This window comes from Mycolicibacterium aichiense, assembly GCF_010726245.1.
GTDB classification, from domain to species: Bacteria; Actinomycetota; Actinomycetes; order Mycobacteriales; family Mycobacteriaceae; genus Mycobacterium; species Mycobacterium aichiense.
Genome location: NZ_AP022561.1, coordinates 1,034,483 through 1,054,751 on the forward strand (window position 1 = coordinate 1,034,483; position 20,269 = coordinate 1,054,751).

Genomic DNA, 20,269 nt, shown 5'->3' on the forward strand with positions numbered 1-20,269 from the left:
GGCGAGCTCAGACGATCCCGAAGTCGACGACGCCGCGAATCAGCCGGCCCTGCATCAGGTCGTCGAACGCGTCGTTGATGTCGTCGAGACGGTAGCGGGTGGTGATCATCTCGTCGAGCAGCAGCTGACCCGCGCTGTACATGCCTGCCAGCAAGGGGATTTCGGAACGCGGGTTGCACGAGCCGAACACCGTTCCGCACAGGGTCTTGTTCATCAGGACAAGGTCCTGGATGTCCAGGTGTACGGGCAGCGGGCCGGACGGCGCCATGCCGGTGAGCACACAGGTGCCCCCCTTGCGGGTGAGCGCCAGCGCGTCGCGCACGTCGTCACCGGTGATGTCCGACGGTGCGACGATCACACAATCCGCCATCACCCCGCGCGTCAGGTCCCGAACCAGTTCTTTCGCATCGGCCGCCCAGACCGCCGTGTGGGTCGCCCCGAAGTCGGCGGCCGACTTACGTTTGCTCTCAAGGGGATCCACCGCCACGATCGTCGTCGCACCGTTGATCCGGGCGCCCTGGATGGCGGCGGTACCGATGCCGCCGGCGCCGATCACCACCACGGTGTCACCGCCGCGCACATTCCCGCGACGGGCCGCCGAGCCGTACCCGGTTGGGATCGCGCACGCCAACAGCGCCGCGGGCACCAGCGGGATGTCCGGGTCGATCCTGACCAGCGAATCCGCCGCGACGACAGTGTGTTCGGCGAAGGCGCCGATCTTGGAGGTGTGGCCGACGTCGTGGCCGTCGAGGGTGTGGTGGCGAAATGTGCCGTCGGTCGGCATGCCCGGTGTCAGCACGCCGGCACCCGTGTCGCACAGGTACTCCATGCCCGACGCGCACCAGCGGCACCGGCCGCATACCGCGACGAAGGAGGTCACCACATGGTCGCCGGGAGCCAGCCCGGTGACACCGGGGCCGACCTCGACGACCACGCCCGAACCCTCGTGACCGCCGATGGTCGGGGGACGTGACGTCGGGGCGCCAGGCGGTGACATGAAGCCGTTGCGGATGTGGTCGTCGGAATGGCACAGCCCGGCGGCGGCCATCTGCACCAGCACCTCGCCGGAGCGCGGGGGATCGAGCTCGAAATCCTCGACCGACCAGGAGCCGCCGACCTCGCGGACGATCGCGGCACGGCTTTTCATGGCTCCGACCTTACGGCGCGGCCTATTCCCGAGTTCGCGGAGAGTGAAACGGGGCGCACGCTCCGCTTAGTCGGGGTTACGTTGACAGACGTGGCAATCAGACTCGGACTTCAGATCCCCAACTTCTCCTACGGCACCGGCGTCGCCGAGCTGTTTCCGACCGTGATCGCGCAGGCCCAAGAGGCCGAAGCGGCCGGGTTCGATTCCGTCTTCGTGATGGACCACCTGTATCAACTCCCCGGGCTCGGTGCGCCCGAGGAACCGATGCTGGAGGCCTACACCGCGCTGGGTGGGCTGGCGACGGCGACGAACCGGGTTCAGCTCGGCACGCTGGTCACCGGCAACACCTACCGCAACCCGGCCCTGCTGGCCAAGGAGATCACCACGCTTGACGTGATGAGCCAGGGCCGGGCCGTTCTCGGCATCGGCACCGGCTGGTTCGAGCTCGAGCACGACTCGCTGGGTTACGAGTTCGGCACCTTCACCGACCGGTTCAACAAGCTCCACGAGGCGTTGGACATCATCCTGCCGATGCTCAAGGGCGAGCGGGTGACGGTGGACGGCAAGTACTACCAAACCAAGGAGGCGTTCGCCAACCCGCGCTTCCGCGACCACATCCCGCTGATGATCGGCGGCAGCGGCGAGAAGAAGACAATCCCGCTGGCCGCCAAGCACTTCGATCACCTGAACATCATCGCGGGCTTCGACGAACTGCCCCGCAAGGTCCAGGTGGTCAACGAGGCGTGCGAGAAGATCGGCCGCGACCCCGCCACTCTGGAGACCAGTGTGCTCGCGATCGCGCTGATCGACGAGAACATCACTGCGGACATGATCCCGGACGAGTTCAAGCAGCAAGCCGTCTTCGGCAGCCCGGAGCAGATCGCCGACCAGATCAAGACCAAGGTGCTCGACGCCGGCGTCGACGGCGTCATCCTCTCCGCCGCGACCATCAACGGGTACCAGCCCGGCGGTGTCGCCGCTATCGGCGAACTGCTGAAGCCGCTGCTGGGTCTGTAGAACCTCGGCGAGATCGACACCATGGCTGTTCGTCGGCCGGAATGACGACCCTCACGCAGGTCTCGGCAGTGAGAGTCGCCGGCGGGTGAAGGCGTCGTCTACGCGGTGAAGGATGTACGCGCGGCTGTGCTCCTTCACCACGCGGATGATCAGCCAGCCCATGGCCTCGAGCATGTCGTAGCGGCTGATGTCGCGAACGTGTTGGCCGCGATCGGACTGGTGGTGCGCACCCTCGTACTCCAGTCCGATCTTCGGCTCATCCCATCCGAGGTCGACGAACACCGTCGTATAGCCGTCGGACACGGAAATCTGGGTGACGGGGCAGGGGTATCCGGCGTCGATCAGCAGCAGCCGTAGCCAGGACTCCCGCGGCGACTGTGCGCCGGCGTCGATCAGGGGCACCGCGGTTCGAGCCCGTTGGATTCCTCTCGCGCCCGGGTAGCGATCGGCAAGCGATAGCACGGCGGCGGGTTCGAATCCGGTGGCCGCTGCGAGTGCGTCGAGGTTGGTGATGGCCTCGTCTCTCGGTAGGTGACGGGCAAGGTCGAGCGCGGTGCGTACTGGTGTGGTGACGGCCAAGTCGGCGAGCGGCCCGAATTCATCCGGACCGATGCGTTCCTCGCGCACGATGACGCCGGGTCGGCGTCGGCGGGCGTGTCCGATGAGTTCGACGGGGGTGGCCGGTCCGACCCACGATGCCCCATGGAGCGCGGCCGCTGCCCGGCCGGTGATGATTCCGTCCGGTACCCACAGTGCTGCCGCCCGGGTGCGGACGTCGAGCGTGCGTTCGGATCCGTTGGGGATGTACACGTCGGGATGAATCGCGGTGTAGTTCCACCGCAGCTGACCCCGCGTCAGCAGGCCACTGGCGACTGCGGTGCTCCCGATGAACGGCCTCGACATGCCCGCATGCTGCGGCGCGGGATCAGAACCGACTAGTCACCATCGCGAAAACGACACCAGGGCTGTGGAATTCTGGGAATCACGACCCTGATGTCGATCTCGAGCTGTGGATAACGCCCTCTAGCGCCAGCTGGGCAGCCAGATCTCCATGTTCCACGTCGACTGCGAGATCGGCACGCCGGTCAGCACCGGGTACAGCCAGGCGAAGTTCGTGATCACCAGCGCGATGTAGCAGCTCACCGCGATCAACCCGAGCGTTCGGCGTTCGGCGTTCTGATTGGGCGCATGCAGGATGTCGCCGAGGATCAGCGCGATCGCCATGACCAGGAACGGCGCCATCGGTACCGCGTAGAAGAAGTACATCTGGCGGTCGATGTCGGCGAACCAGGGCAGGAAGCCTGCGCTGTACCCGGTGAGAACGACGGCGTAGCGCCAGTCGCGACGAACGAACGCACGCCACACCGCGTAGAACAGGACCGGCACCGCTAGCCACCACATCGCGGGTGTGCCGACCAGCATCACAGCCTTCACGCAGGAGGCGGCGCCGCAACCCGGGACGTTCTGGTTGTCGATCGCATACAGCACCGGCCGCAACGACATCGGCCACGTCCACGGCTTGGACTCCCACGGGTGGTGGTTGCCGTTCGCGTTCGTCAGCGTCGAATGGAAGTGATACGCCTTGTACGTGTAGTGCCACAGCGACCGGATCGCGTCCGGCGGCTGATACCACTGCCGTTCGCCGATCGACTCGCCCACCTCGTACCGGTTGACGGCGGTCTCGGAGGAGAACCACCACGCGTACGACGCGAGGTACACCGCGAACGGAATCGCCAGGAACACATAGGCGGTCGGCCCGACGTCGCGGCGGATCGTGCCGAACCATGGCCGCGGCACCCGGTATGCGCGTCGGGCGGCGATGTCGAACGCCAGCGTCATCGCGCCGAAGAACACGATGTAGTACAGGCCCGACCACTTCGTCGCCGTCGCCAGACCCAGCAGCACGCCCGCCCCGAAGCGCCACCATCGCACCCCGAGGCGGGGACCCCACGGCGTCTCGGCGATGCGACCCTCGAGCAGCGCGTTGTGCATTCGCTCGCGGACCTGGTCCCGGTCGACGATCAGCGCTCCGAACGCCGCGACCACGAAGAAGGTCTGGATGCCGTCGAGCAGCGCGGTGCGCGCCGCGACGAAGCTCACCCCGTCGGCGATCAGCAGCAGCCCGGCCATCGATCCGACCAGAGTCGAGCGACTGATCCGCCGCACGATCCGAACCACCAGCAGGACCAGCACCACGCCCAGCAGCGCGCTGGTGAACCGCCAGCCCACCCCGTTGTAACCGAAGATCGCCTCGCCCAGCGCGATCATCTGCTTGCCCACCGGCGGGTGCACCACCAGCCCGAAGCCGGGGTTGTCCTCGACGCCGTAGTTCGACAGCATCTGCCAGGCCTGCGGCGCGTAGTGCTTCTCATCGAAGATCGGGGTGCCCGCGTCGGTGGGCGAAGCCAGGCTCATCAACCGGGTCAGCGCGGCCAGCGCGGTGATGATCGCGGTGGCAACCCAGCCCTCGATGCGATCGACCGGGCCGAAGTCGGCGACCGGCACCAACGGTCCCGGGCTGATGACGGGCACATGGCGCTCGTGCACGGCGAGGTCATCGGCTGTCGTGGACATCGCCTGCGATCGTATTCTGTCCACGTGCCGATCCCCGAGTCGCTTCACTCCTGCCTACCGTGACGACCGGACGGCTGATCCTCGGAGCCACGCCGCTGGGTCAGCCGGGGGACGCGTCGAAACGACTGGTCGACGCCCTCGCGACCGCCGACGTCGTGGCGGCCGAGGACACCAGGCGGGTGCGCTCCCTGGCCCAATCACTGGACGTGCGGATCGCCGGGCGGGTGGTCAGCCTGTTCGACCAGAACGAAGCCGCCCGGGTGCCCGCGCTGATCGACGACATCAAGGCGGGCGCCACCGTGCTGGTGGTCAGTGACGCCGGGATGCCGCTGATCAACGATCCGGGCTATCGGATGGTGACGGCGTGCATCGAAGCAGACGTGGATGTCACCTGCCTGCCCGGCCCGTCGGCGGTCACCACCGCACTGGCAGTGTCCGGGCTGCCCTCGGACCGGTTCTGTTTCGAGGGATTCGCCCCGCGCAAGCAGTCCGCGCGACGGACCTGGCTGGCCGGCTTGGCCGCCGAGCAGCGCACCTGCGTGTTCTTCGAATCACCCCGGCGGCTGGCCGACTGCCTGCGTGACGCGGTCGACGAACTCGGTGCGGATCGTCGGGTCGTGGTGTGCCGAGAGCTGACCAAGGTGCACGAGGAGATCCTGCGCGGCTCGCTGGCCGAGCTCGCGCAGTGGGCAGATGACACCGTGCTCGGCGAGATCACCGTGGTGCTCGCCCCCGCGGTTCCGACCACCGATCTGCCGACGCTGGTGGCCCAGGTCGAGGAGCTGGTCGCCGACGGCATGCGGGTCAAGGACGCCTGCGGGCAGGTGGTGCAGGCACATCCGGGCGCACCGTCGCGGCGTGAGCTCTATGACGCGGTGCTGCGTTCGCGTTCCGGCGGGCTGGGGGTACCGCCCAGCCGAAGGCGAGGGGGAGAGCGCAGCGACCCGGGGAATGGAGTGTGAACCACTGCGGCGGCCTTGTCGAGGCATTCCTGCCATTCGGCTACTGGGTCGGAGTCGGCCGTGATCCCGCCGCCGACGCCGAGTACCGCCGTGCCGTTCGCATCGAATTCGACGGTGCGGATCGCCACGTTGAGTTCGGTGCCCGCAATCGGCGAGGCCATCCCCAGCGTTCCGCAGTACACGCCACGGCGGCGTGGCTCCCACTGTGAAAGCAGTTGCCGGGCACGGGCTTTCGGAGTTCCGGTCACCGATGCCGGCGGAAAGGTCGCATCCAGCAGTGTGGTGTTGGTGATCTCGGGGCGGACCTTTGCAGCCACCGTCGACACCAGGTGCCACACCCCGGGTGCGGCCCGGACCGTCAGCAGTTCGGCGACGGTGACGGTTCCGGTGTCGGCGACCCGGCCGAGGTCGTTGCGCACCAGATCCACGATCATGATGTTCTCGGCGACGTCCTTGACCGACGCCCGCAGTTCGTCCGGTGAGCGGTGCAGCGGCAGCGTCCCCTTGATCGGACTGGACGCCACGTCATCGCCGGTCCGCCGCAGGAAGAGCTCCGGTGACAGCGATGCCACCGCGCCCCAGTCGCCGGCCAGGTAGGCGGCGCGCGCGGGTGTGGTCCGGGTGACCGCGTCGGCGAAGAACTCCAGCGACGAGCCGCGCAGCGTGCCGGTGAATTGCGTGCACACGCAGGCCTGGTACACCTCGCCGGCCTCGATCGCCGCCAAGCAGGCCAGCACGCCGACCTGATGGCGCGCGAAATCGGGTTCTTCCCAATCGATTTCGTAGACGTCCGGCGGGGCGGGGGACGACAATGCGTCGACCACCCATCCCGCGATCGGTGCGGCGGACAGGCTTTCGTGCCACCAGCAGCCGTCGCGGTCCAAGCGCAGCACATTATCGGTCCAGCCGCCGGCCGCCTCGGGGATTCGCGGCAACGCGCCGTCGGCCGCGGCATCGGGATAGCAGAGGTAACCGATCCACCCGCCGCCGACCGCGTCACCGCGGTGGCCGGGCGCCCAGGGGAACACCGCGCCGGGGTCGACGGTCCGCACCGAGAGGGTCGGGGCGATCACCGCACCGGCGCCGAACCATTCACCGACCAGAGCGGCCGGCGGCGCCAGTCCGTGCCGGCGAGCGGCGGCTGCCACGGCGCGCAGCACCTCGGCGGCGGTGCCAAGGTCCCCGAGCCGGTCGATGCGCATCGCCATAGCCTGACGCCTGCGGTCGGCAGACGCAAAGGATCAGCGGCTGATCTCCCTGCGCACAGTGACGGCGGCGAGCTTGTCCGGGTTGCGCATCGCGTAGAAGTTGGTGATGGTCCCCTCGGTGATCTCCACCAGCATCACCGACTCGGCCCGATCGCCGCGGAAGACGACGATCGCGGGCGCGCCGTTGTAGTTCGCGCCCTCGATCCGGTACTCCGGTGTCGCCTGGCGGAACAGCCCGATGATGAGCCTGGCGACCTTGGCCGGCCCCAGCACCGGACGGCGCGCGGCACTGACCTTGCCGTCGCTGTCGGAGGTGAACACCACGTCGGGCGCCAGCAGGCTCATCAGCCCGTCCAGGTCACCGGTCGCGGCGGCCGTCAGGAATTGCGTGGTGATCTGCTCGGACTGTTGCGGGTCCAGCGGGGAGAACCGGCGCCGCCGCGAGTGCACGTGTTCACGGGCGCGATGCGCCATCTGGCGCACCGCCGTCGTGGATTTGCCTATCGCGTCGGCGATTTCGTCATGGCTGAAGCCGAACACCTCACGCAGCACGAAGACCGCACGCTCGTCGGGAGTCAGCGTCTCGAGCACCACGAGCATCGCCATCGACACCGACTCGGCCAGCACCACGTCAGCGGCGCCGTCGTGCTCGTCGAGCAGCAGGGGTTCGGGCAGCCACGGACCGACATAGTCCTCCCGGCGGCGGGACTGCGAGCGCAGCGTGTTCAATGCCTGCCGGGTGACCAGCTGGGCCAGATACGCCTTGGTGTCCCGAACCACATCCAGATCGACTGTCGCCCAACGTAAATAGCTGTCCTGCAACACGTCGTCGGCCTCGGTGGCCGAGCCGGTGATCTCGTAGGCGATGGTGAACAGCAGCGGCCGCAGCACGGTGAACCGGTCGGCATGCTCGTCGGCCGCGGTCACCGGGTCGCCACCGGCTCGGGAGCGGGGCGCTTGCCGCCGCCCTTGATCCAGAAGTAGGAACCCGGCTTGCGGGCCTCGCGGCGCAGGAAGCTGATTGTGCCCTTGCACACCGCCTCCTTGATCGTCGCCGCGGCGCGGCCCCCGATGTAGAGCGGCAGGGGAACGTCGTTGGTGCGGGCGATCTGAATGGTCGCGCCGCCGCGGCCCAGACTGATGCACTGACCGGTGAACGCCTGGCTGATCACGGCGGGCTGATCCCCGGCGAGCCGGGCCAGCACGGTGTTGGCGGCCTGGGCGCCCAGCGGGATCGCGGCCTGGCAGCTCATCCGCAGCGGCTGCCCGGACGGGGCGGCGGCATCGCCGGCCGCCACGATACGGTCACTATCCACGCTGGTCAGGGTCTCGTCGGTGAGCAGTCGTCCGATCGAGTCGGTCCGCAGGCCGGAGCGCGCCGCCAGATCGGGGACGCCGAACCCGGCGGTCCAGATCGTCACCGTGCTCGCCAGCCTGCGCCCGTCGCCGAGAGTGACCGCATCCGCGGCCACCGCGGTCACCACGGCCTGCGGACCGTCGACGATCTCGACACCGAGCTTGCGCAGCTGCTTGGCCACCGACCGCCGTCCCGGCGTGCTCAGGTAGGGCCCGAGGACCGCACCGCACACCAGTGTCACCGTGCGGCCCTGCTCGGCCAGCTCGGCGGCGGTCTCGATGCCGGTCGGTCCCGCGCCGACGACACACACCGGCGCGCCGTGGTGCAGGTCGGCCAGCGCGGTGCTGAGCCGCTGCGCTTCCTCGAGATCGGCGATGGGATAGGCGAATTCGTCGGCGCCCGGCACAGCCGGCGCAGCGGAGCCGCTGCCGACCGCATAGATCAGGTAGTCATAGGGCACCGGCGGACCGCTGAACAGTTCGACCTGGCGGGTCTGGGTGTCGATGCGGGTGGCGGCGTCGAGCACCAGCTCGATCCCGGGCCCGAGGATCTCGGCGTAGTCGACGACTCCGTCGTCGGAACCGGTGATGAGCTGGTGCAGCCGGATCCGCTCGACGAAATCGGGCCGCGGGTTCACCAGGGTGATCTCGACATCGGGACGCTGCCGCAGATGGTTGGCCGCGATCACTCCGGCGTAGCCGCCACCGATCACCACAACTCGGGCGCGTTGCTCGGTCATCACATCTCTCCTTTGAGGTCGCTTGAGCGTGCTGACCTCGAGACACCAGGGGGCCGGTGAATGTGACGCTACGTGACGCAGCTCACTCGGCGGGCTGGTACCGGGGGAAGACGCCGACCGGTGCGGGGAGCTCGGTGCCTGGTGCGATGCGGACGGCGACGGCGCCGAAATCCCGGGCATCCTCGGACTGGCCCAGCAGATCCAGCAGTGTCGCCGCCGACGTCGGGACGACGGGCTGCATCAGCAGCGCGGCGATCCGCACGACCTCCAGCGTCACGTAGAGCACCGTGCGGAACCGGTCCTGATCGGCTGCGGCCTCGGACTTACGCAATACCCACGGCTCCTGAGCCGAGAAGTACCGGTTGGCCGCCCCGAGCATCGCCCAGGTGGCCTCGAGCGCAAGGTGCATGGCGGGCACGTCGAAGTGGCCGCGCACCCGCGGCAGCAGATCGTCGGCGAGCGCGAGCAGCTCCCGGTCGGCGTCGCTGAACTCACCGGGTTCCGGCACTCGCGCATCGAGGTTCTTGTTGACCATCGACAGCGAGCGCTGCGCCAGGTTGCCGAACTCGTTGGCGAGGTCGGCATTGATCCGGCCGATGATGGCGTCCTCGCTGTAGCTGCCGTCCTGCCCGAACGGCACCTCGCGCAGCAGGAAGTAACGCACCTGGTCGAGGCCGAAGGCGTCGACGAGCGCGAAAGGGTCGACGACGTTGCCGACCGACTTGCTCATCTTCTCGCCGCTGTTGAGCAGGAAGCCGTGCACGAAAACCCTTCTGGGCAGCTCGATTCCGGCCGACATCAGGAACGCGGGCCAGTACACGGTGTGGAACCGGATGATGTCCTTGCCGATCATGTGTAGATCGGCGGGCCAGTACTTGCGGAACGACTCCGAGTCGGTGTCGGGGAAGCCGGCGCCGGTCAGGTAGTTGGTCAGCGCGTCGACCCATACGTACATGACGTGGTCCGGGTGGTCCGGCACGGGAACACCCCAGTCGAAGGTGGTCCGCGAGATCGACAGGTCGCGAAGGCCACCCGAGACGAAGCTGACGACCTCGTTGCGGCGGACATCGGGACCGATGAACTCCGGGTGCGCCTCGTAGTGGGCCAGCAGCCGGTCGGCATACGCCGACAGCCGGAAGAAGTACGTCTGCTCCTCGGTCCACGTCACGGGTGTGCCGGTCTCGATCGAGTACTTGTTGCCGTCGGCACGGGTTTCGAGCTCGTCCTCGGTATAGAAGCGTTCGTCACGAACCGAGTACCAACCGGAGTACGAGTCGAGGTAGATGTCGCCCGCGGCATCCATCCGCTTCCAGATCTCGATCGACGCGTCGACATGGTCGGCGTCGGTGGTCCTGATGAAACGGTCGAACGACGCCCCGAGCTTTTCCTGCATCGCCTGGAACGCATCGGAGTTGCGGCGGGCCAGCTCGGCGGTCGGGATACCTTCGGCGGCGGCGGTCTGCGCCATCTTCAGCCCGTGCTCGTCGGTTCCGGTCAGGTAGCGCACGTCGAAACCGTCGAGGCGCTTGAAGCGGGCGATCGCGTCGGTGGCGATGTATTCGTAGGCGTGGCCGATGTGCGGGGCACCGTTGGGGTACGCGATGGCGGTGGTCAGGTAATACGGCGGCTTACTCATTTGAATGTTCACCCTAAGGTGTTGGCGTGGGGAACCGTGAGAAGAGGAGGGAGCCGCCTCCGCCACCGCTACCGCTGACGCCGCTGATCGACGCGCACACCCATCTGGACGCGTGCGGCGCCCGCGACGCCGACGACGTGCGCGCAATCCTGGACCGCGCGAACGCCGCCGGGGTGCTGGCCGCGGTGACGATCGCCGATGATCTCGACGCCGCCCGCTGGGCCGCCGACGCGGCCACCTGGGACCCGCGGGTCTATGCGGCCGTCGCGCTGCATCCGACGCGCGCCGACGCCCTGACCGACGACGCCCGCGCCGAGCTGGAGCAGCTGGCGTGCACCGAACGGGTGGTGGCGATCGGGGAGACCGGCATGGACCTCTACTGGCCCGGCAAGCTCGACGGCTGCGCCGAACCTTCGGCTCAGCGAGAGTCGTTCGCCTGGCATATCGATCTGGCCAAGCGAACCGGTAAGCCGCTGATGATCCACAACCGCGACGCCGACGCCGAGGTGCTCGACGTACTGCGCGCCGAGGGCGCCCCCGAGACGGTCATCTTCCACTGTTTCTCCTCCGGGCCCGAGATGGCCAAGACCTGCGTCGAGGCGGGCTGGGTGCTGAGCCTGTCCGGCACGGTGAGCTTCCGCAACGCCCGTGACCTGCGCGAAGCGGCCACGCTGATCCCGCCGGGGCAGCTGCTGGTCGAGACCGACGCCCCGTTTTTGACCCCGCACCCCTACCGCGGGGCTCCCAACGAGCCGTATTGCCTGCCCTACACCGTGCGCGCCCTGGCCGAGGTCGTCGGCCGCCCGGCGGAGTTGCTGGCCGAGCAGTCGTCCGACACCGCACGACGGGTTTACGGTCTCTAAGGGTCTGTTGAGAGCGGCGGGCCCGGGTTGCTCCGGGCCGGGATGGTTCGTTACCGTCTTGTGATCAAAGGGGAGCCACATTGGCGCCCCTGTTGCTTTTTAGTGCTTAGGCAGGACCGAAACTCTTGAATGCGTTGACCAAGCTGCATCAGTCGCCGTCACCGATCCTTCGTCTCGTCGTCGCCGCAGTGCTGCTGACGCTGGCCGGTGCCGGGGCGTTCGCGGTGAGCTCCCACAAGACCGTGACTCTCAACATCGACGGTGCCCAGCTGAAGGTCAGCACGATGAAGTCGCGAGTCATCGACGTCGTCCAGGAGAACGGCTACTCCGTCGGCGAGCGCGACGATCTCTACCCCGGGGCCAACCAGCCCGTCAGCAATGCCGAGACGATCGTGCTGCGCCGCAGCCGGCCCCTGCAGATCTCGCTGGACGGCCAGGACGCCAAGCAGGTGTGGACCACGGCCTCGACCGTGGACGAGGCGCTGGCCCAGCTGCGGATGACCGATACCGCCCCGGCCGCGGCCTCGCGCGGCAGCCGTCTTCCGCTGGAGGGCATGGCGCTTCCTGTGGTGAGCGCCAAGACGGTCCAGATCAACGATGGCGGGGTGGTGAACACCGTGCACCTGGCCGCGCCGAACGTGGCGGGCCTGCTCGCCGCCGCAGGCGTGCCGTTGGAGCAGGCCGACTCGGTGGTGCCCGCGCCGTCCTCGCCGGTGATCGCCGGTATGCAGATCCAGGTCACGAGGATCCGCGTCGAGAAAGTCACCCAGCAGATGCCGCTGGCGCCGGTCGCGCAGCGCATCGAGGACCCGACGCTGAACATGAGCCGCCAGGTCGTTGAGGATCCCGGGACGCCCGGCTTGCAAGACGTAACTTTTGCTGTCGCCAAGGTCAACGGGGTGGAAACGGGTCGGCTTCCCGTTGCCAACGTTGTCGTTGTCCCGGCGCGTGACTCGGTTTTGCGGGTCGGTGCGAAGCCCGGCACCGAGGTGCCTCAGGTGCTGAACGGACCCATTTGGGATGCCATTGCCAGGTGTGAAGCGGGCGGAAACTGGGCGATCAATACCGGTAACGGTTACTTCGGTGGCGTGCAATTTGATCAAAACACCTGGGAAAGAAACGGCGGACTGCGCTATGCTGAGCGAGCCGATTTGGCAACCAGAGAAGAACAAATTGCGATTGCTGAAGTAACAAGATCGCGACAAGGCTGGGGAGCGTGGCCCGTGTGTGGTAGGGGTGCATCGTGACAATTCGTCTACTTGGTCGGACCGAGATCAGAAATCTGGCCAAAGAACTCGACTTCAAGCCGCGTAAATCTCTGGGACAGAATTTCGTACACGACGCAAATACCGTGCGTCGTATTGTCTCCGCCTCCGGGATAAACAAGCACGATCATGTCCTGGAAGTGGGTCCCGGTCTCGGCTCCCTGACACTGGCATTGCTGGACCGCGGTGCGACGGTGAGCGCGATCGAAATCGATCCGGTCCTGGCCCAGCGTCTGCCCAAGACGGTTGCTGAGCACTCGCACAGCGAGATCCACCGGCTGACCGTGCTCAACCGCGACATCCTCGGCATCGAGCGCTCCGACCTCATGGAGCCGCCGACTGCCGTGGTCGCCAATCTCCCGTACAACATCGCCGTTCCGGCGCTCCTGCATCTGCTGGCCGAATTCCCGTCGATCCGGACCGTCATGGTGATGGTTCAGGCCGAGGTCGCCGAGCGCCTGGCCGCCGAGCCCGGCGGTAAGGACTACGGCGTACCCAGCGTCAAGGTCCGGTTCTTCGGCAAGGTCCGCCGCTACGGCATGGTGTCGCCGACGGTGTTCTGGCCGATCCCGCGCGTCTACTCCGGTCTGGTGCGCATCGACCGCCACGAGACATCGCCGTGGCCGACCGAGGACGACTTCCGCGAGAGCGTGTTCGATCTGATCGACATCGCCTTCGCGCAGCGCCGCAAGACGGCCCGCAACGCCTTCCTGGAGTGGGCCGGCTCCGGCAACGAGTCCGCCGAACGCCTGCTGGCCGCCAGCATCGATCCCGCCCGGCGCGGGGAGACGCTGACCGTCGCCGACTTCGTCCGGCTGCTGCAGCGCTCGGGTGATTTCACGCCATCGACGGACACCTCCGAAGGCCCATCGCGGCCGGCTCAGGTGTTCTGAGCGCTTCGCACTGCTTCGGCGAGGTGATGCACCAACTCGGTGCATGACGGGTATCGCCGATCTGGATCCTTCGCGATCGCCCTGGCCAGAACCACGTCGAACGACCTCGTCAGCCAGGGGATCCGCGCCGACACCTCCGGCGGCGGACTGTGCACGTGTGCGTCCACCAGCGCCAGCGGATTGTCGTACGCGAACGGCGGTGCGCCGGTGATCAATTCCAGGGCGGTGCAGGCCAGCGCGTACTCGTCGGTCGCCGCTTGCGGCAGACGCCCTTGCAGCAGTTCGGGTGCGGCATAGGGCAGCGAGGTCACCACCTGGGCAGGCCGGTGCCAGACGTCCTCGGCGAGGATGTGCGCGACGCCGAAGTCGATGAGAACCGCGCCGAGTTCGGAAAAGTCCTGGTGCACAAGAATGTTCGTAGGCTTGACGTCGCTGTGCACGATGCCGTCGTGGTGGGCGTGGTCGAGGGCCGCGGCGATCTGGCCGAGCGCAGCCAGCCGGGACCCCAGCGAGGTCAGCCGGGTGGCATCGCCGCCGTCGACGTACTGCATGGCCATCCAGTGTTCGCCGTGGTCGTAAACGGTCACGATGTGGCGGTGATTCAGCCGGCCGGCGATGCGGTACTCGCGGGCCAGTCGCGCGACACTCGCCGGGCTGCGGTGGTCGTCGTCGAGCACCTTCAGTGCGACCAGTTCCGGTGTCCGACCGGCCCCGCGGGCCAGGTAGACCGTCGCCTCGCCGCCGCGGCCCAACTCGTTCTCGACGACGTAGCCCGCGAACGACTGCCCGGGATGCGTCACGGTTCGACCCTAGAGCGCGGGTCGGCGACGGCCGGGCGAATTGCGCGCGGCGCGATAGTCTCGTTCGGTGTCCTCGTCCAACGGTTCTGTCGCTGCCGAATGGGTGCCGACCGGATCGGTGACCGTGCGCGTGCCGGGCAAGGTGAACCTGTACCTGGAGGTCGGTGACCGCCGCGACGACGGCTATCACGAGCTCGCCACCGTCTTTCACGCCGTGTCCCTGGTCGACGAGGTGACGGTGCGCAACGCCGACATCTTGTCGCTGCGCGTGGTCGGGGAGGGCGCCGATCAGCTACCTGTCGACGAGACCAACATCGCCTGGCAGGCCGCCGAGCTGATGGCCGAACACATCGGGCGCGCGCCCGACGTGGAGATCACCATCGAGAAGTCGATTCCGGTGGCCGGTGGGATGGCAGGCGGAAGCGCCGACGCCGCGGCGGTTCTGGTCGCGATGAACAATCTCTGGGAGCTGGGCGTGCCGCGCCGCGACCTGCATGCGCTGGCCGCGCAGCTGGGAAGCGACGTCCCGTTCGCGCTGCACGGCGGTACGGCGCTGGGCACCGGTCGAGGCGAAGAGCTGGCGACGGTGTTGGCCCGCAACACGTTTCACTGGGTGCTGGCGTTCGGTCAGGACGGACTGTCCACAGCGGAGGTCTATCGCGAGATCGACCGGCTCCGCGAAGCGGGCGATCCGCCGCGGTTGACCGATCCCGAGCCCCTGCTGGGGGCACTGGCCGGCGGCAACCCACGCGAGCTGGCCCCCCTGCTGGGCAACGACCTGCAGGCCGCGGCACTGAGCCTGAACCCCGGATTGCGCCGGACTCTGCGGGCGGGTGCCGAAGCGGGTGCTCTGGCCGGCATCGTCTCCGGATCCGGGCCGACATGTGCGTTCCTGTGTGAGTCGGCGTCCGCCGCGGTGGATGTCGGCACCGAACTGGCCGGTGCCGACGTGTGCCGCACCGTGCGGGTGGCCAGTGGGCCGGTCCAGGGTGCCCGGATCGTGCCGGGCCATCCCGCCTAGTCGGATCCTCCCGGGTCGCTGCGCTCCTGCCCGCTCCGCTTTCATCCCGGGTCGCTGCGCTCCTGCCCTCCGCTTTCATCCCGGGTCGCTGCGCTCCTGCCCTCCGCCAACTGTGACGCGCTTCTCATTAGGGCGTAAAACTTGGCGGTAACTTAAGGGGAGTTTAAGATGATCGACGGTGACAACTAGCGGGCTGGTACTGCATCCATACGAATCGCCCACCCCGGTGCGGGGCGGGCGGTGGCCCGGCGGTATCGGCACTGTCGTCGCATCATCACCATTTCGAGATCGAACCGCTCCCCAGTCGTACTGGCGTGCCTCCTATGCAGGGCGTTGTGGCCGGTGGAGCATGAAATACAGGGCGTTCGCTTCATCCCCAACGTCGCTGATCAGCCAGCTCCGGATGCCGAGGAGGTCGTCGTGAGCCGTTTCACCGACAAGATGTTCCACAGTGCCTTGACCAGCAGCAAGGGCATGGTCACCGGGGAACCGCACGAGCCGGTTCGGCACACCTGGCGTGAGGTGCACGAGCGGGCCCGTCGCATCGCGGGCGGTCTGGCCGAGGCCGGGATCGGCCTGGGCGACGCGGTAGGGGTGCTGGCCGGCGCTCCGGTGGAGATCGCACCGACCGCCCAGGCGCTGTGGATGCGCGGGGCCAGCCTGACCATGCTGCACCAGCCCACGCCGCGTACCGACCTGGAGCAGTGGGCCAAGGACACCGCGACCGTCATCGACATGATCGAGGCCAAGGCCGTCATCGTCTCCGACCCGTTCCTGGTCGCGGTGCCGGTTCTCGAAGAGCGCGGCGTCAAGGTGCTCACGGTGGAGGCGCTGCTGGCCGCCGAGCCCGTCGACCCGGTCGAGACCTCCGAAGACGACGTCGCGCTGATGCAGCTGACCTCCGGGTCGACCGGGTCTCCCAAGGCCGTCATTATCACGCACCGCAACATCCACTCCAACGCCGAGGCGATGTTCATCGGGGCCAAGTACGACATCGAGAACGATGTCATGGTCAGCTGGCTACCCTGCTTCCACGACATGGGCATGGTCGGGTTCCTGACCATTCCGATGTACTTCGGCGCCGAGCTGGTCAAGGTCACGCCGATGGACTTCCTGCGCGACACCCTGCTGTGGGCCAAGCTGATCGACAAGTACAAGGGCACCATGACAGCGGCGCCGAACTTCGCGTATGCGCTGTTCGCCAAGCGCCTGCGCCGCCAGGCCAAGCCGGGCGAGTTCGACCTGTCCACGCTGCGCTTCGCGCTGTCCGGCGCCGAGCCCGTCGACCCCGCCGACGTCGAGGACCTGCTGGACGCCGGTAAGCCGTTCGGCCTCCAACCCGAGGCGATCCTGCCGGCCTACGGCATGGCCGAGACCACGCTGGCGGTCTCGTTCTCCGAGTGCGGCGCCGGGCTGGTCGTCGACGAGGTCGACGCCGATCTGCTGGCCGCGCTGCGCCGCGCCGTTCCCGCCGCCAAGGGCAACACCCGCCGGCTTGCCACGCTCGGTCCGCTGCTCAAGGATCTCGAGGCGCGCATCGTCGACGAAGACGGCAACGTGTTGCCGGCCCGCGGTGTGGGCATCATCGAGCTGCGCGGTGAGTCACTGACCCCCGGCTACATCACCATGGGCGGCTTCGTGCCCGCGCAGGACGAGTGCGGCTGGTACGACACCGGTGACCTCGGCTACCTGCTGGAGAACGGTCACGTCGTGGTGTGCGGGCGGGTCAAGGACGTCATCATCATGGCTGGCCGCAACATCTACCCGACCGACATCGAGCGGGCCGCCGGACGGGTGGAAGGGGTGCGCCCCGGCTGTGCGGTCGCGGTCCGCCTGGATGCCGGCCACTCCCGCGAGACCTTCGCGGTGGCCGTCGAATCGAACGCCTGGCAGGATCCCGTCGCGGTGCGGCGCATCGAGCACGAGGTGGCACACGAGGTGGTCGCCGAGGTGGACGTGCGCCCGCGCAATGTCGTCGTCCTCGGGCCCGGCACCATTCCGAAGACGCCGTCGGGCAAGCTGCGTCGCGCCAACTCGGTCGCGCTGGTCACCTAGCGGCGGCTTCAGGCCCGGCAGCTGATCTCCATCGCATCGGAGTCGCGCACCGGAAAGCTCACGCCGACAAAACCATTGGCGGGGTCACGGATGTATTCCACATACGGCTGCGCATCGGCGAGCCCGGTGTTGTCGGCGACCACCAGCGCTCCGTCGCTCAGCCGAGGCTCCAGCACCTGAACGACCGGCACGTACAGGTCCTTCCAGCCGTCCAGCAGCACGAACCCCACCGGCTCGTCGATGTCGGCGAGGGTCTGCGTGGCATCGCCGGCCAGCACGGTGATCAGATCGTCCAGGCCGACCTCGGCGAAGGTCGACGTGGCGGCGGCGACCTTGGCGGCGCTGAGCTCGGTGGTCACCACCCGCCCGGTGCCGTTGTCCCGGACCGCGCTGGCCAGATGAATTGTGGAGAGCCCCAACGAGGTTCCGAACTCCACCACGAGTGCCGGCCGGGTTGCGCGGACCAGGGTGTAGAGCAGCAGGCCCGACTCAGGGGTCACCGGAAGATAGAAGTCGCTGAATGCGTCGGCACGTTCCTGTGCGGTCTTCGCCGCGCGTAACTGGGCGCCGCGCTCGTGGAGCTGGGCCATCTGCCCGCTCGCTTCGGCATACATACGGTCGATGGCCGCTGCCACCTTGGGATCGCGCAGGGTGTTCACCGCGCCGAGGCTACTCCCGCTTCCTGACGAATCGGTGGCCGCTCCGGCCCCCGGTCGGCCGACGGCTGAGGGACCAGCAGGACCGGAATGGTGGTGTGGGACAGCACCGCCGCCGCGACGCTGCCCTGCAGGTGTCCGAGCAGACCGCTGCGACGGTGTGGACCGAGCACGATCAGGCCGGCGTCGTGGCGATCGGCGGCGTCGACGATCCCCTTCCAGGTCGGTGCCGCCTCGATCGCGAGGCTGCACGCCTCGAAACCGGCCGCGCGCGCAAGGGTGGCGCCGTGCGCGGCGGTCTGTTCGGCGGCCCGGCGTACCTCGCCGGCGCAGTCGGCGTCGAATGGCCGATTGTCGCTCGGCGTGAAGCCGACGTCGACCGGCTGCCAGACGCAGACCACCACAGCATCACGATAGGGTGAAAGCTGTTGCGCTGCTTGGGTGATCGCATAGCGCGCCAGATCCGAACCGTCATAGGCGAACAGCACCGGACCGCCTGCGTGCGAGGGGTGACGATGGGCGACGGGCGATGCCGCCGGTTGCGTGGCGATGGCCGGCGGTGCGGGCGGCAGCCCTCGCAACCGGGCCAGCAGCGGCGGTGAATACCACGCGGGGGAGTCGCCGTCGAGGAACTCGTCGAGATCGGGTGTCTGTGGGCGGGCGCCGCTGAGTGCGTAGACGGCGACGCCGAACGCCGCGCCGCCGATCGCGAGTGCGAAACCCACCCACAGCGCGACGTTGGTGCCTTCTAGCAGGTCACCGGAGTAGCGCGTCGCGAGGTGCGCGAAGATCGGCGCCACCATGAATGCCGCGACGGCACGCAGCAATTCGATGATCGCGAACACCCGCTGCAGGCTGTTGGACCGCAGGGAGAACCCGGCGACGAACAGTGCCGGTGCGACGGTGGCACCCAATGCCAACCCTGTCAGCGCCGAACCGACAAGTGCCAGTGGCGCATTCGCCGGCAGCGACGCCCGGAACACCGCGATGCCGGCAGCTAGCAGGCCCATCCCGACGAGCGGCAGGAAGTGCATGGCACGGCGAGTGATGACGACACCGAACACCACGGCCATGACGATCGCGCCGCCCAGTTCCGGCAGGTAGATCAGACCCACCTGGACGGGACTGAAGTACTGCATGAACACCGACGCGGTCAGTGTGGTCGCCGCGATCGAGGCGGCCGCGGCGAACAGTGCGACGCCGACGCCGGCCACCGGGATCGCACTGGTCAACATCGTCCGGATGGTCAGCAGCGGCCGGTGCGCGCGGAACTGGTAGACGATCAGCGCCACGATGAGCGCCAGGCCGCCGAACATCGGTGCGGTGACGGCGAAGTCGGAGAGCTCGTGGCTGCTCAGCTGCGCCGCGCCGACGAACGCGGCAGTGCATCCGACGGTCGCCAGCCCGATCGCCTTCAGATCGCGCGGCGCCTCCGGGTCTGCAGGCGGTGCGTCGTCGAACGTCAGCGCCGCCAGGACGAGAGCCAGCAGTGCGACGGCGGCAACGATCCAGAACAGCGGTCGCCAGGCGTGCGCCTCGGCCTGCACGCCGCCGAGGAACGGTCCGAGCGCGACGGCTCCGAACACGCACATGTTCATGATGACCGCGGTGTTGCGGAGCTTGTCCCGCGGAAATCCGATCGTCAGCGGCGGGGCGGCGGCGATCAGCAGCATGCTGGTCGCCAGGCCCTGCAGGACGTGGCCGGCGATGAACGCGGTGGCATTCGGCGCGGCAGCGGCGACGACCGATCCGATGACGAGGACAACGGCGTAGGCGAGCAGCATCCGGCGCTGCGGAAGATGCTGCGCGAACTGCACGGCGAGCACCGTGCCCACGGCGTAGGCGGCGTTGCCCAGACCTGAACTCAGCGCCATCGTCTGAGTCGTCATGTGCAACTGCTCGGAGATGATCGGGACGAGCGGATCCAGCGCGGCCGACAGCGCCAGATAGGGGATCAGGGCGAGGGTGACCATGGCGGCCACGGCCGGATAGCGCCCCGCGAGCGGGCCCTGGCGCATCAGCTCAGTCCTCCGGTCGCAGCTGTGTTCGTGCGATGCGTGGCCGGCACGGGATGTG

At 68.1% G+C, this 20,269-nt stretch carries 17 protein-coding genes; 7 read left to right on the forward strand and 10 right to left on the reverse strand.

The window, feature by feature from the left end; translation table 11 throughout:
- Nucleotides 1–7 precede the first annotated feature (7 nt).
- Nucleotides 8–1,147 carry a Zn-dependent alcohol dehydrogenase gene (locus tag G6N32_RS05065; protein WP_115316980.1) on the reverse strand — a complete coding sequence of 380 codons (1,140 nt, stop codon included), beginning with the start codon at nucleotides 1,145–1,147 and terminating at the stop codon, nucleotides 8–10.
- A 90-nt stretch (nucleotides 1,148–1,237) separates the two neighbouring features.
- Between G6N32_RS05065 and G6N32_RS05070 the strand changes: the two genes are divergently transcribed.
- On the forward strand, nucleotides 1,238–2,164 hold the full coding sequence (locus G6N32_RS05070) for an LLM class F420-dependent oxidoreductase (RefSeq protein WP_115316978.1): 927 nt from the start codon (nucleotides 1,238–1,240) through the stop codon (nucleotides 2,162–2,164).
- Nucleotides 2,165–2,215: 51 nt separating this feature from the next.
- On the opposite strand, the gene G6N32_RS05075 is transcribed toward G6N32_RS05070, so the two are convergent.
- Together G6N32_RS05075 and G6N32_RS05080 are read right to left on the reverse strand one after the other, a co-directional pair.
- Entirely contained in the window at nucleotides 2,216–3,067 is an 852-nt protein-coding gene (locus tag G6N32_RS05075) for a type IV toxin-antitoxin system AbiEi family antitoxin (RefSeq protein WP_115316976.1), read from the reverse strand.
- 120 nt (nucleotides 3,068–3,187) lie between these two features.
- Entirely contained in the window at nucleotides 3,188–4,738 is a 1,551-nt protein-coding gene (locus G6N32_RS05080; RefSeq protein ID WP_115316974.1) for a dolichyl-phosphate-mannose--protein mannosyltransferase, read from the reverse strand.
- A gap of 59 nt (nucleotides 4,739–4,797) precedes the next feature.
- Between G6N32_RS05080 and rsmI the strand changes: the two genes are divergently transcribed.
- Nucleotides 4,798–5,700, forward strand: a complete 903-nt coding sequence (rsmI, locus tag G6N32_RS05085) for a 16S rRNA (cytidine(1402)-2'-O)-methyltransferase (protein WP_115316972.1) — start codon at nucleotides 4,798–4,800, stop codon at nucleotides 5,698–5,700.
- Here the strand turns inward: rsmI and G6N32_RS05090 are convergent.
- The 4 genes from G6N32_RS05090 to metG form a co-directional block, all read right to left on the reverse strand.
- Complete coding sequence (locus G6N32_RS05090; RefSeq protein ID WP_115318821.1) at nucleotides 5,604–6,902, reverse strand: aminodeoxychorismate synthase component I; 1,299 nt, start codon at nucleotides 6,900–6,902, stop codon at nucleotides 5,604–5,606. The two genes, rsmI and G6N32_RS05090, sit on opposite strands and share 97 nt — an antisense overlap.
- A gap of 39 nt (nucleotides 6,903–6,941) precedes the next feature.
- The gene (locus tag G6N32_RS05095; RefSeq protein ID WP_115316970.1) at nucleotides 6,942–7,835 is read right to left on the reverse strand and encodes an RNA polymerase sigma-70 factor; all 894 of its coding nucleotides are present in this window, start codon (nucleotides 7,833–7,835) and stop codon (nucleotides 6,942–6,944) included.
- Complete coding sequence (locus G6N32_RS05100; RefSeq protein WP_115316968.1) at nucleotides 7,832–9,004, reverse strand: NAD(P)/FAD-dependent oxidoreductase; 1,173 nt, start codon at nucleotides 9,002–9,004, stop codon at nucleotides 7,832–7,834. The genes G6N32_RS05095 and G6N32_RS05100 overlap by 4 nt, the downstream gene beginning before the upstream one ends.
- 82 nt (nucleotides 9,005–9,086) lie before the next feature.
- Entirely contained in the window at nucleotides 9,087–10,640 is a 1,554-nt protein-coding gene (metG, locus tag G6N32_RS05105) for a methionine--tRNA ligase (RefSeq protein ID WP_115316966.1), read from the reverse strand.
- 26 nt (nucleotides 10,641–10,666) lie between these two features.
- Between metG and G6N32_RS05110 the strand changes: the two genes are divergently transcribed.
- From G6N32_RS05110 to rsmA, 3 genes are all read left to right on the forward strand, one after another.
- Complete coding sequence (locus tag G6N32_RS05110) at nucleotides 10,667–11,503, forward strand: TatD family hydrolase (RefSeq protein WP_115316965.1); 837 nt, start codon at nucleotides 10,667–10,669, stop codon at nucleotides 11,501–11,503.
- 125 nt (nucleotides 11,504–11,628) lie between these two features.
- Nucleotides 11,629–12,750: a resuscitation-promoting factor gene (locus G6N32_RS05115; RefSeq protein WP_115316963.1), complete on the forward strand. Its 1,122-nt coding sequence runs from the start codon at nucleotides 11,629–11,631 to the stop codon at nucleotides 12,748–12,750.
- Nucleotides 12,747–13,661, forward strand: coding sequence for a 16S rRNA (adenine(1518)-N(6)/adenine(1519)-N(6))-dimethyltransferase RsmA (gene rsmA, locus G6N32_RS05120; protein ID WP_115316961.1), 915 nt, complete (start codon nucleotides 12,747–12,749; stop codon nucleotides 13,659–13,661). The genes G6N32_RS05115 and rsmA overlap by 4 nt, the downstream gene beginning before the upstream one ends.
- Here the strand turns inward: rsmA and G6N32_RS05125 are convergent.
- On the reverse strand, nucleotides 13,649–14,461 hold the full coding sequence (locus G6N32_RS05125; RefSeq protein ID WP_115316959.1) for a serine/threonine-protein kinase: 813 nt from the start codon (nucleotides 14,459–14,461) through the stop codon (nucleotides 13,649–13,651). The two genes, rsmA and G6N32_RS05125, sit on opposite strands and share 13 nt — an antisense overlap.
- Before the next feature lie 67 nt (nucleotides 14,462–14,528).
- On the opposite strand from G6N32_RS05125, the gene G6N32_RS05130 reads away from it, so the two are divergent.
- Complete coding sequence (locus tag G6N32_RS05130; protein ID WP_115316958.1) at nucleotides 14,529–15,482, forward strand: 4-(cytidine 5'-diphospho)-2-C-methyl-D-erythritol kinase; 954 nt, start codon at nucleotides 14,529–14,531, stop codon at nucleotides 15,480–15,482.
- A gap of 420 nt (nucleotides 15,483–15,902) precedes the next feature.
- Nucleotides 15,903–17,537, forward strand: a complete 1,635-nt coding sequence (locus G6N32_RS05135) for a fatty acyl-AMP ligase (RefSeq protein WP_115318820.1) — start codon at nucleotides 15,903–15,905, stop codon at nucleotides 17,535–17,537.
- 8 nt (nucleotides 17,538–17,545) lie between these two features.
- Here G6N32_RS05135 and G6N32_RS05140 read toward each other — a convergent pair whose 3' ends face one another.
- Together G6N32_RS05140 and G6N32_RS05145 are read right to left on the reverse strand one after the other, a co-directional pair.
- Entirely contained in the window at nucleotides 17,546–18,151 is a 606-nt protein-coding gene (locus G6N32_RS05140) for an O-methyltransferase (RefSeq protein WP_115318819.1), read from the reverse strand.
- A gap of 41 nt (nucleotides 18,152–18,192) precedes the next feature.
- Nucleotides 18,193–20,211 (reverse strand): MFS transporter, encoded by a 2,019-nt coding sequence (locus G6N32_RS05145; RefSeq protein WP_115316956.1) that lies wholly within the window; start codon nucleotides 20,209–20,211, stop codon nucleotides 18,193–18,195.
- Nucleotides 20,212–20,269: the final 58 nt, after the last annotated feature.

Excerpts from the sequence above, each read along its gene's own strand:
- G6N32_RS05145 (WP_115316956.1), bottom strand. The coding sequence starts at position 20,211 with ATGCGCCAGGGCCCGCTCGCGGGGCGCTATCCGGCCGTGGCCGCCATG.
- G6N32_RS05075 (WP_115316976.1), bottom strand. The coding sequence starts at position 3,067 with ATGTCGAGGCCGTTCATCGGGAGCACCGCAGTCGCCAGTGGCCTGCTG.
- G6N32_RS05140 (WP_115318819.1), bottom strand. The coding sequence starts at position 18,151 with ATGTATGCCGAAGCGAGCGGGCAGATGGCCCAGCTCCACGAGCGCGGC.
- G6N32_RS05080 (WP_115316974.1), bottom strand. The coding sequence starts at position 4,738 with ATGTCCACGACAGCCGATGACCTCGCCGTGCACGAGCGCCATGTGCCC.
- G6N32_RS05090 (WP_115318821.1), bottom strand. The coding sequence starts at position 6,902 with ATGCGCATCGACCGGCTCGGGGACCTTGGCACCGCCGCCGAGGTGCTG.
- G6N32_RS05100 (WP_115316968.1), bottom strand. The coding sequence starts at position 9,004 with ATGACCGAGCAACGCGCCCGAGTTGTGGTGATCGGTGGCGGCTACGCC.
- metG (WP_115316966.1), bottom strand. The coding sequence starts at position 10,640 with ATGAGTAAGCCGCCGTATTACCTGACCACCGCCATCGCGTACCCCAAC.
- G6N32_RS05065 (WP_115316980.1), bottom strand. The coding sequence starts at position 1,147 with ATGAAAAGCCGTGCCGCGATCGTCCGCGAGGTCGGCGGCTCCTGGTCG.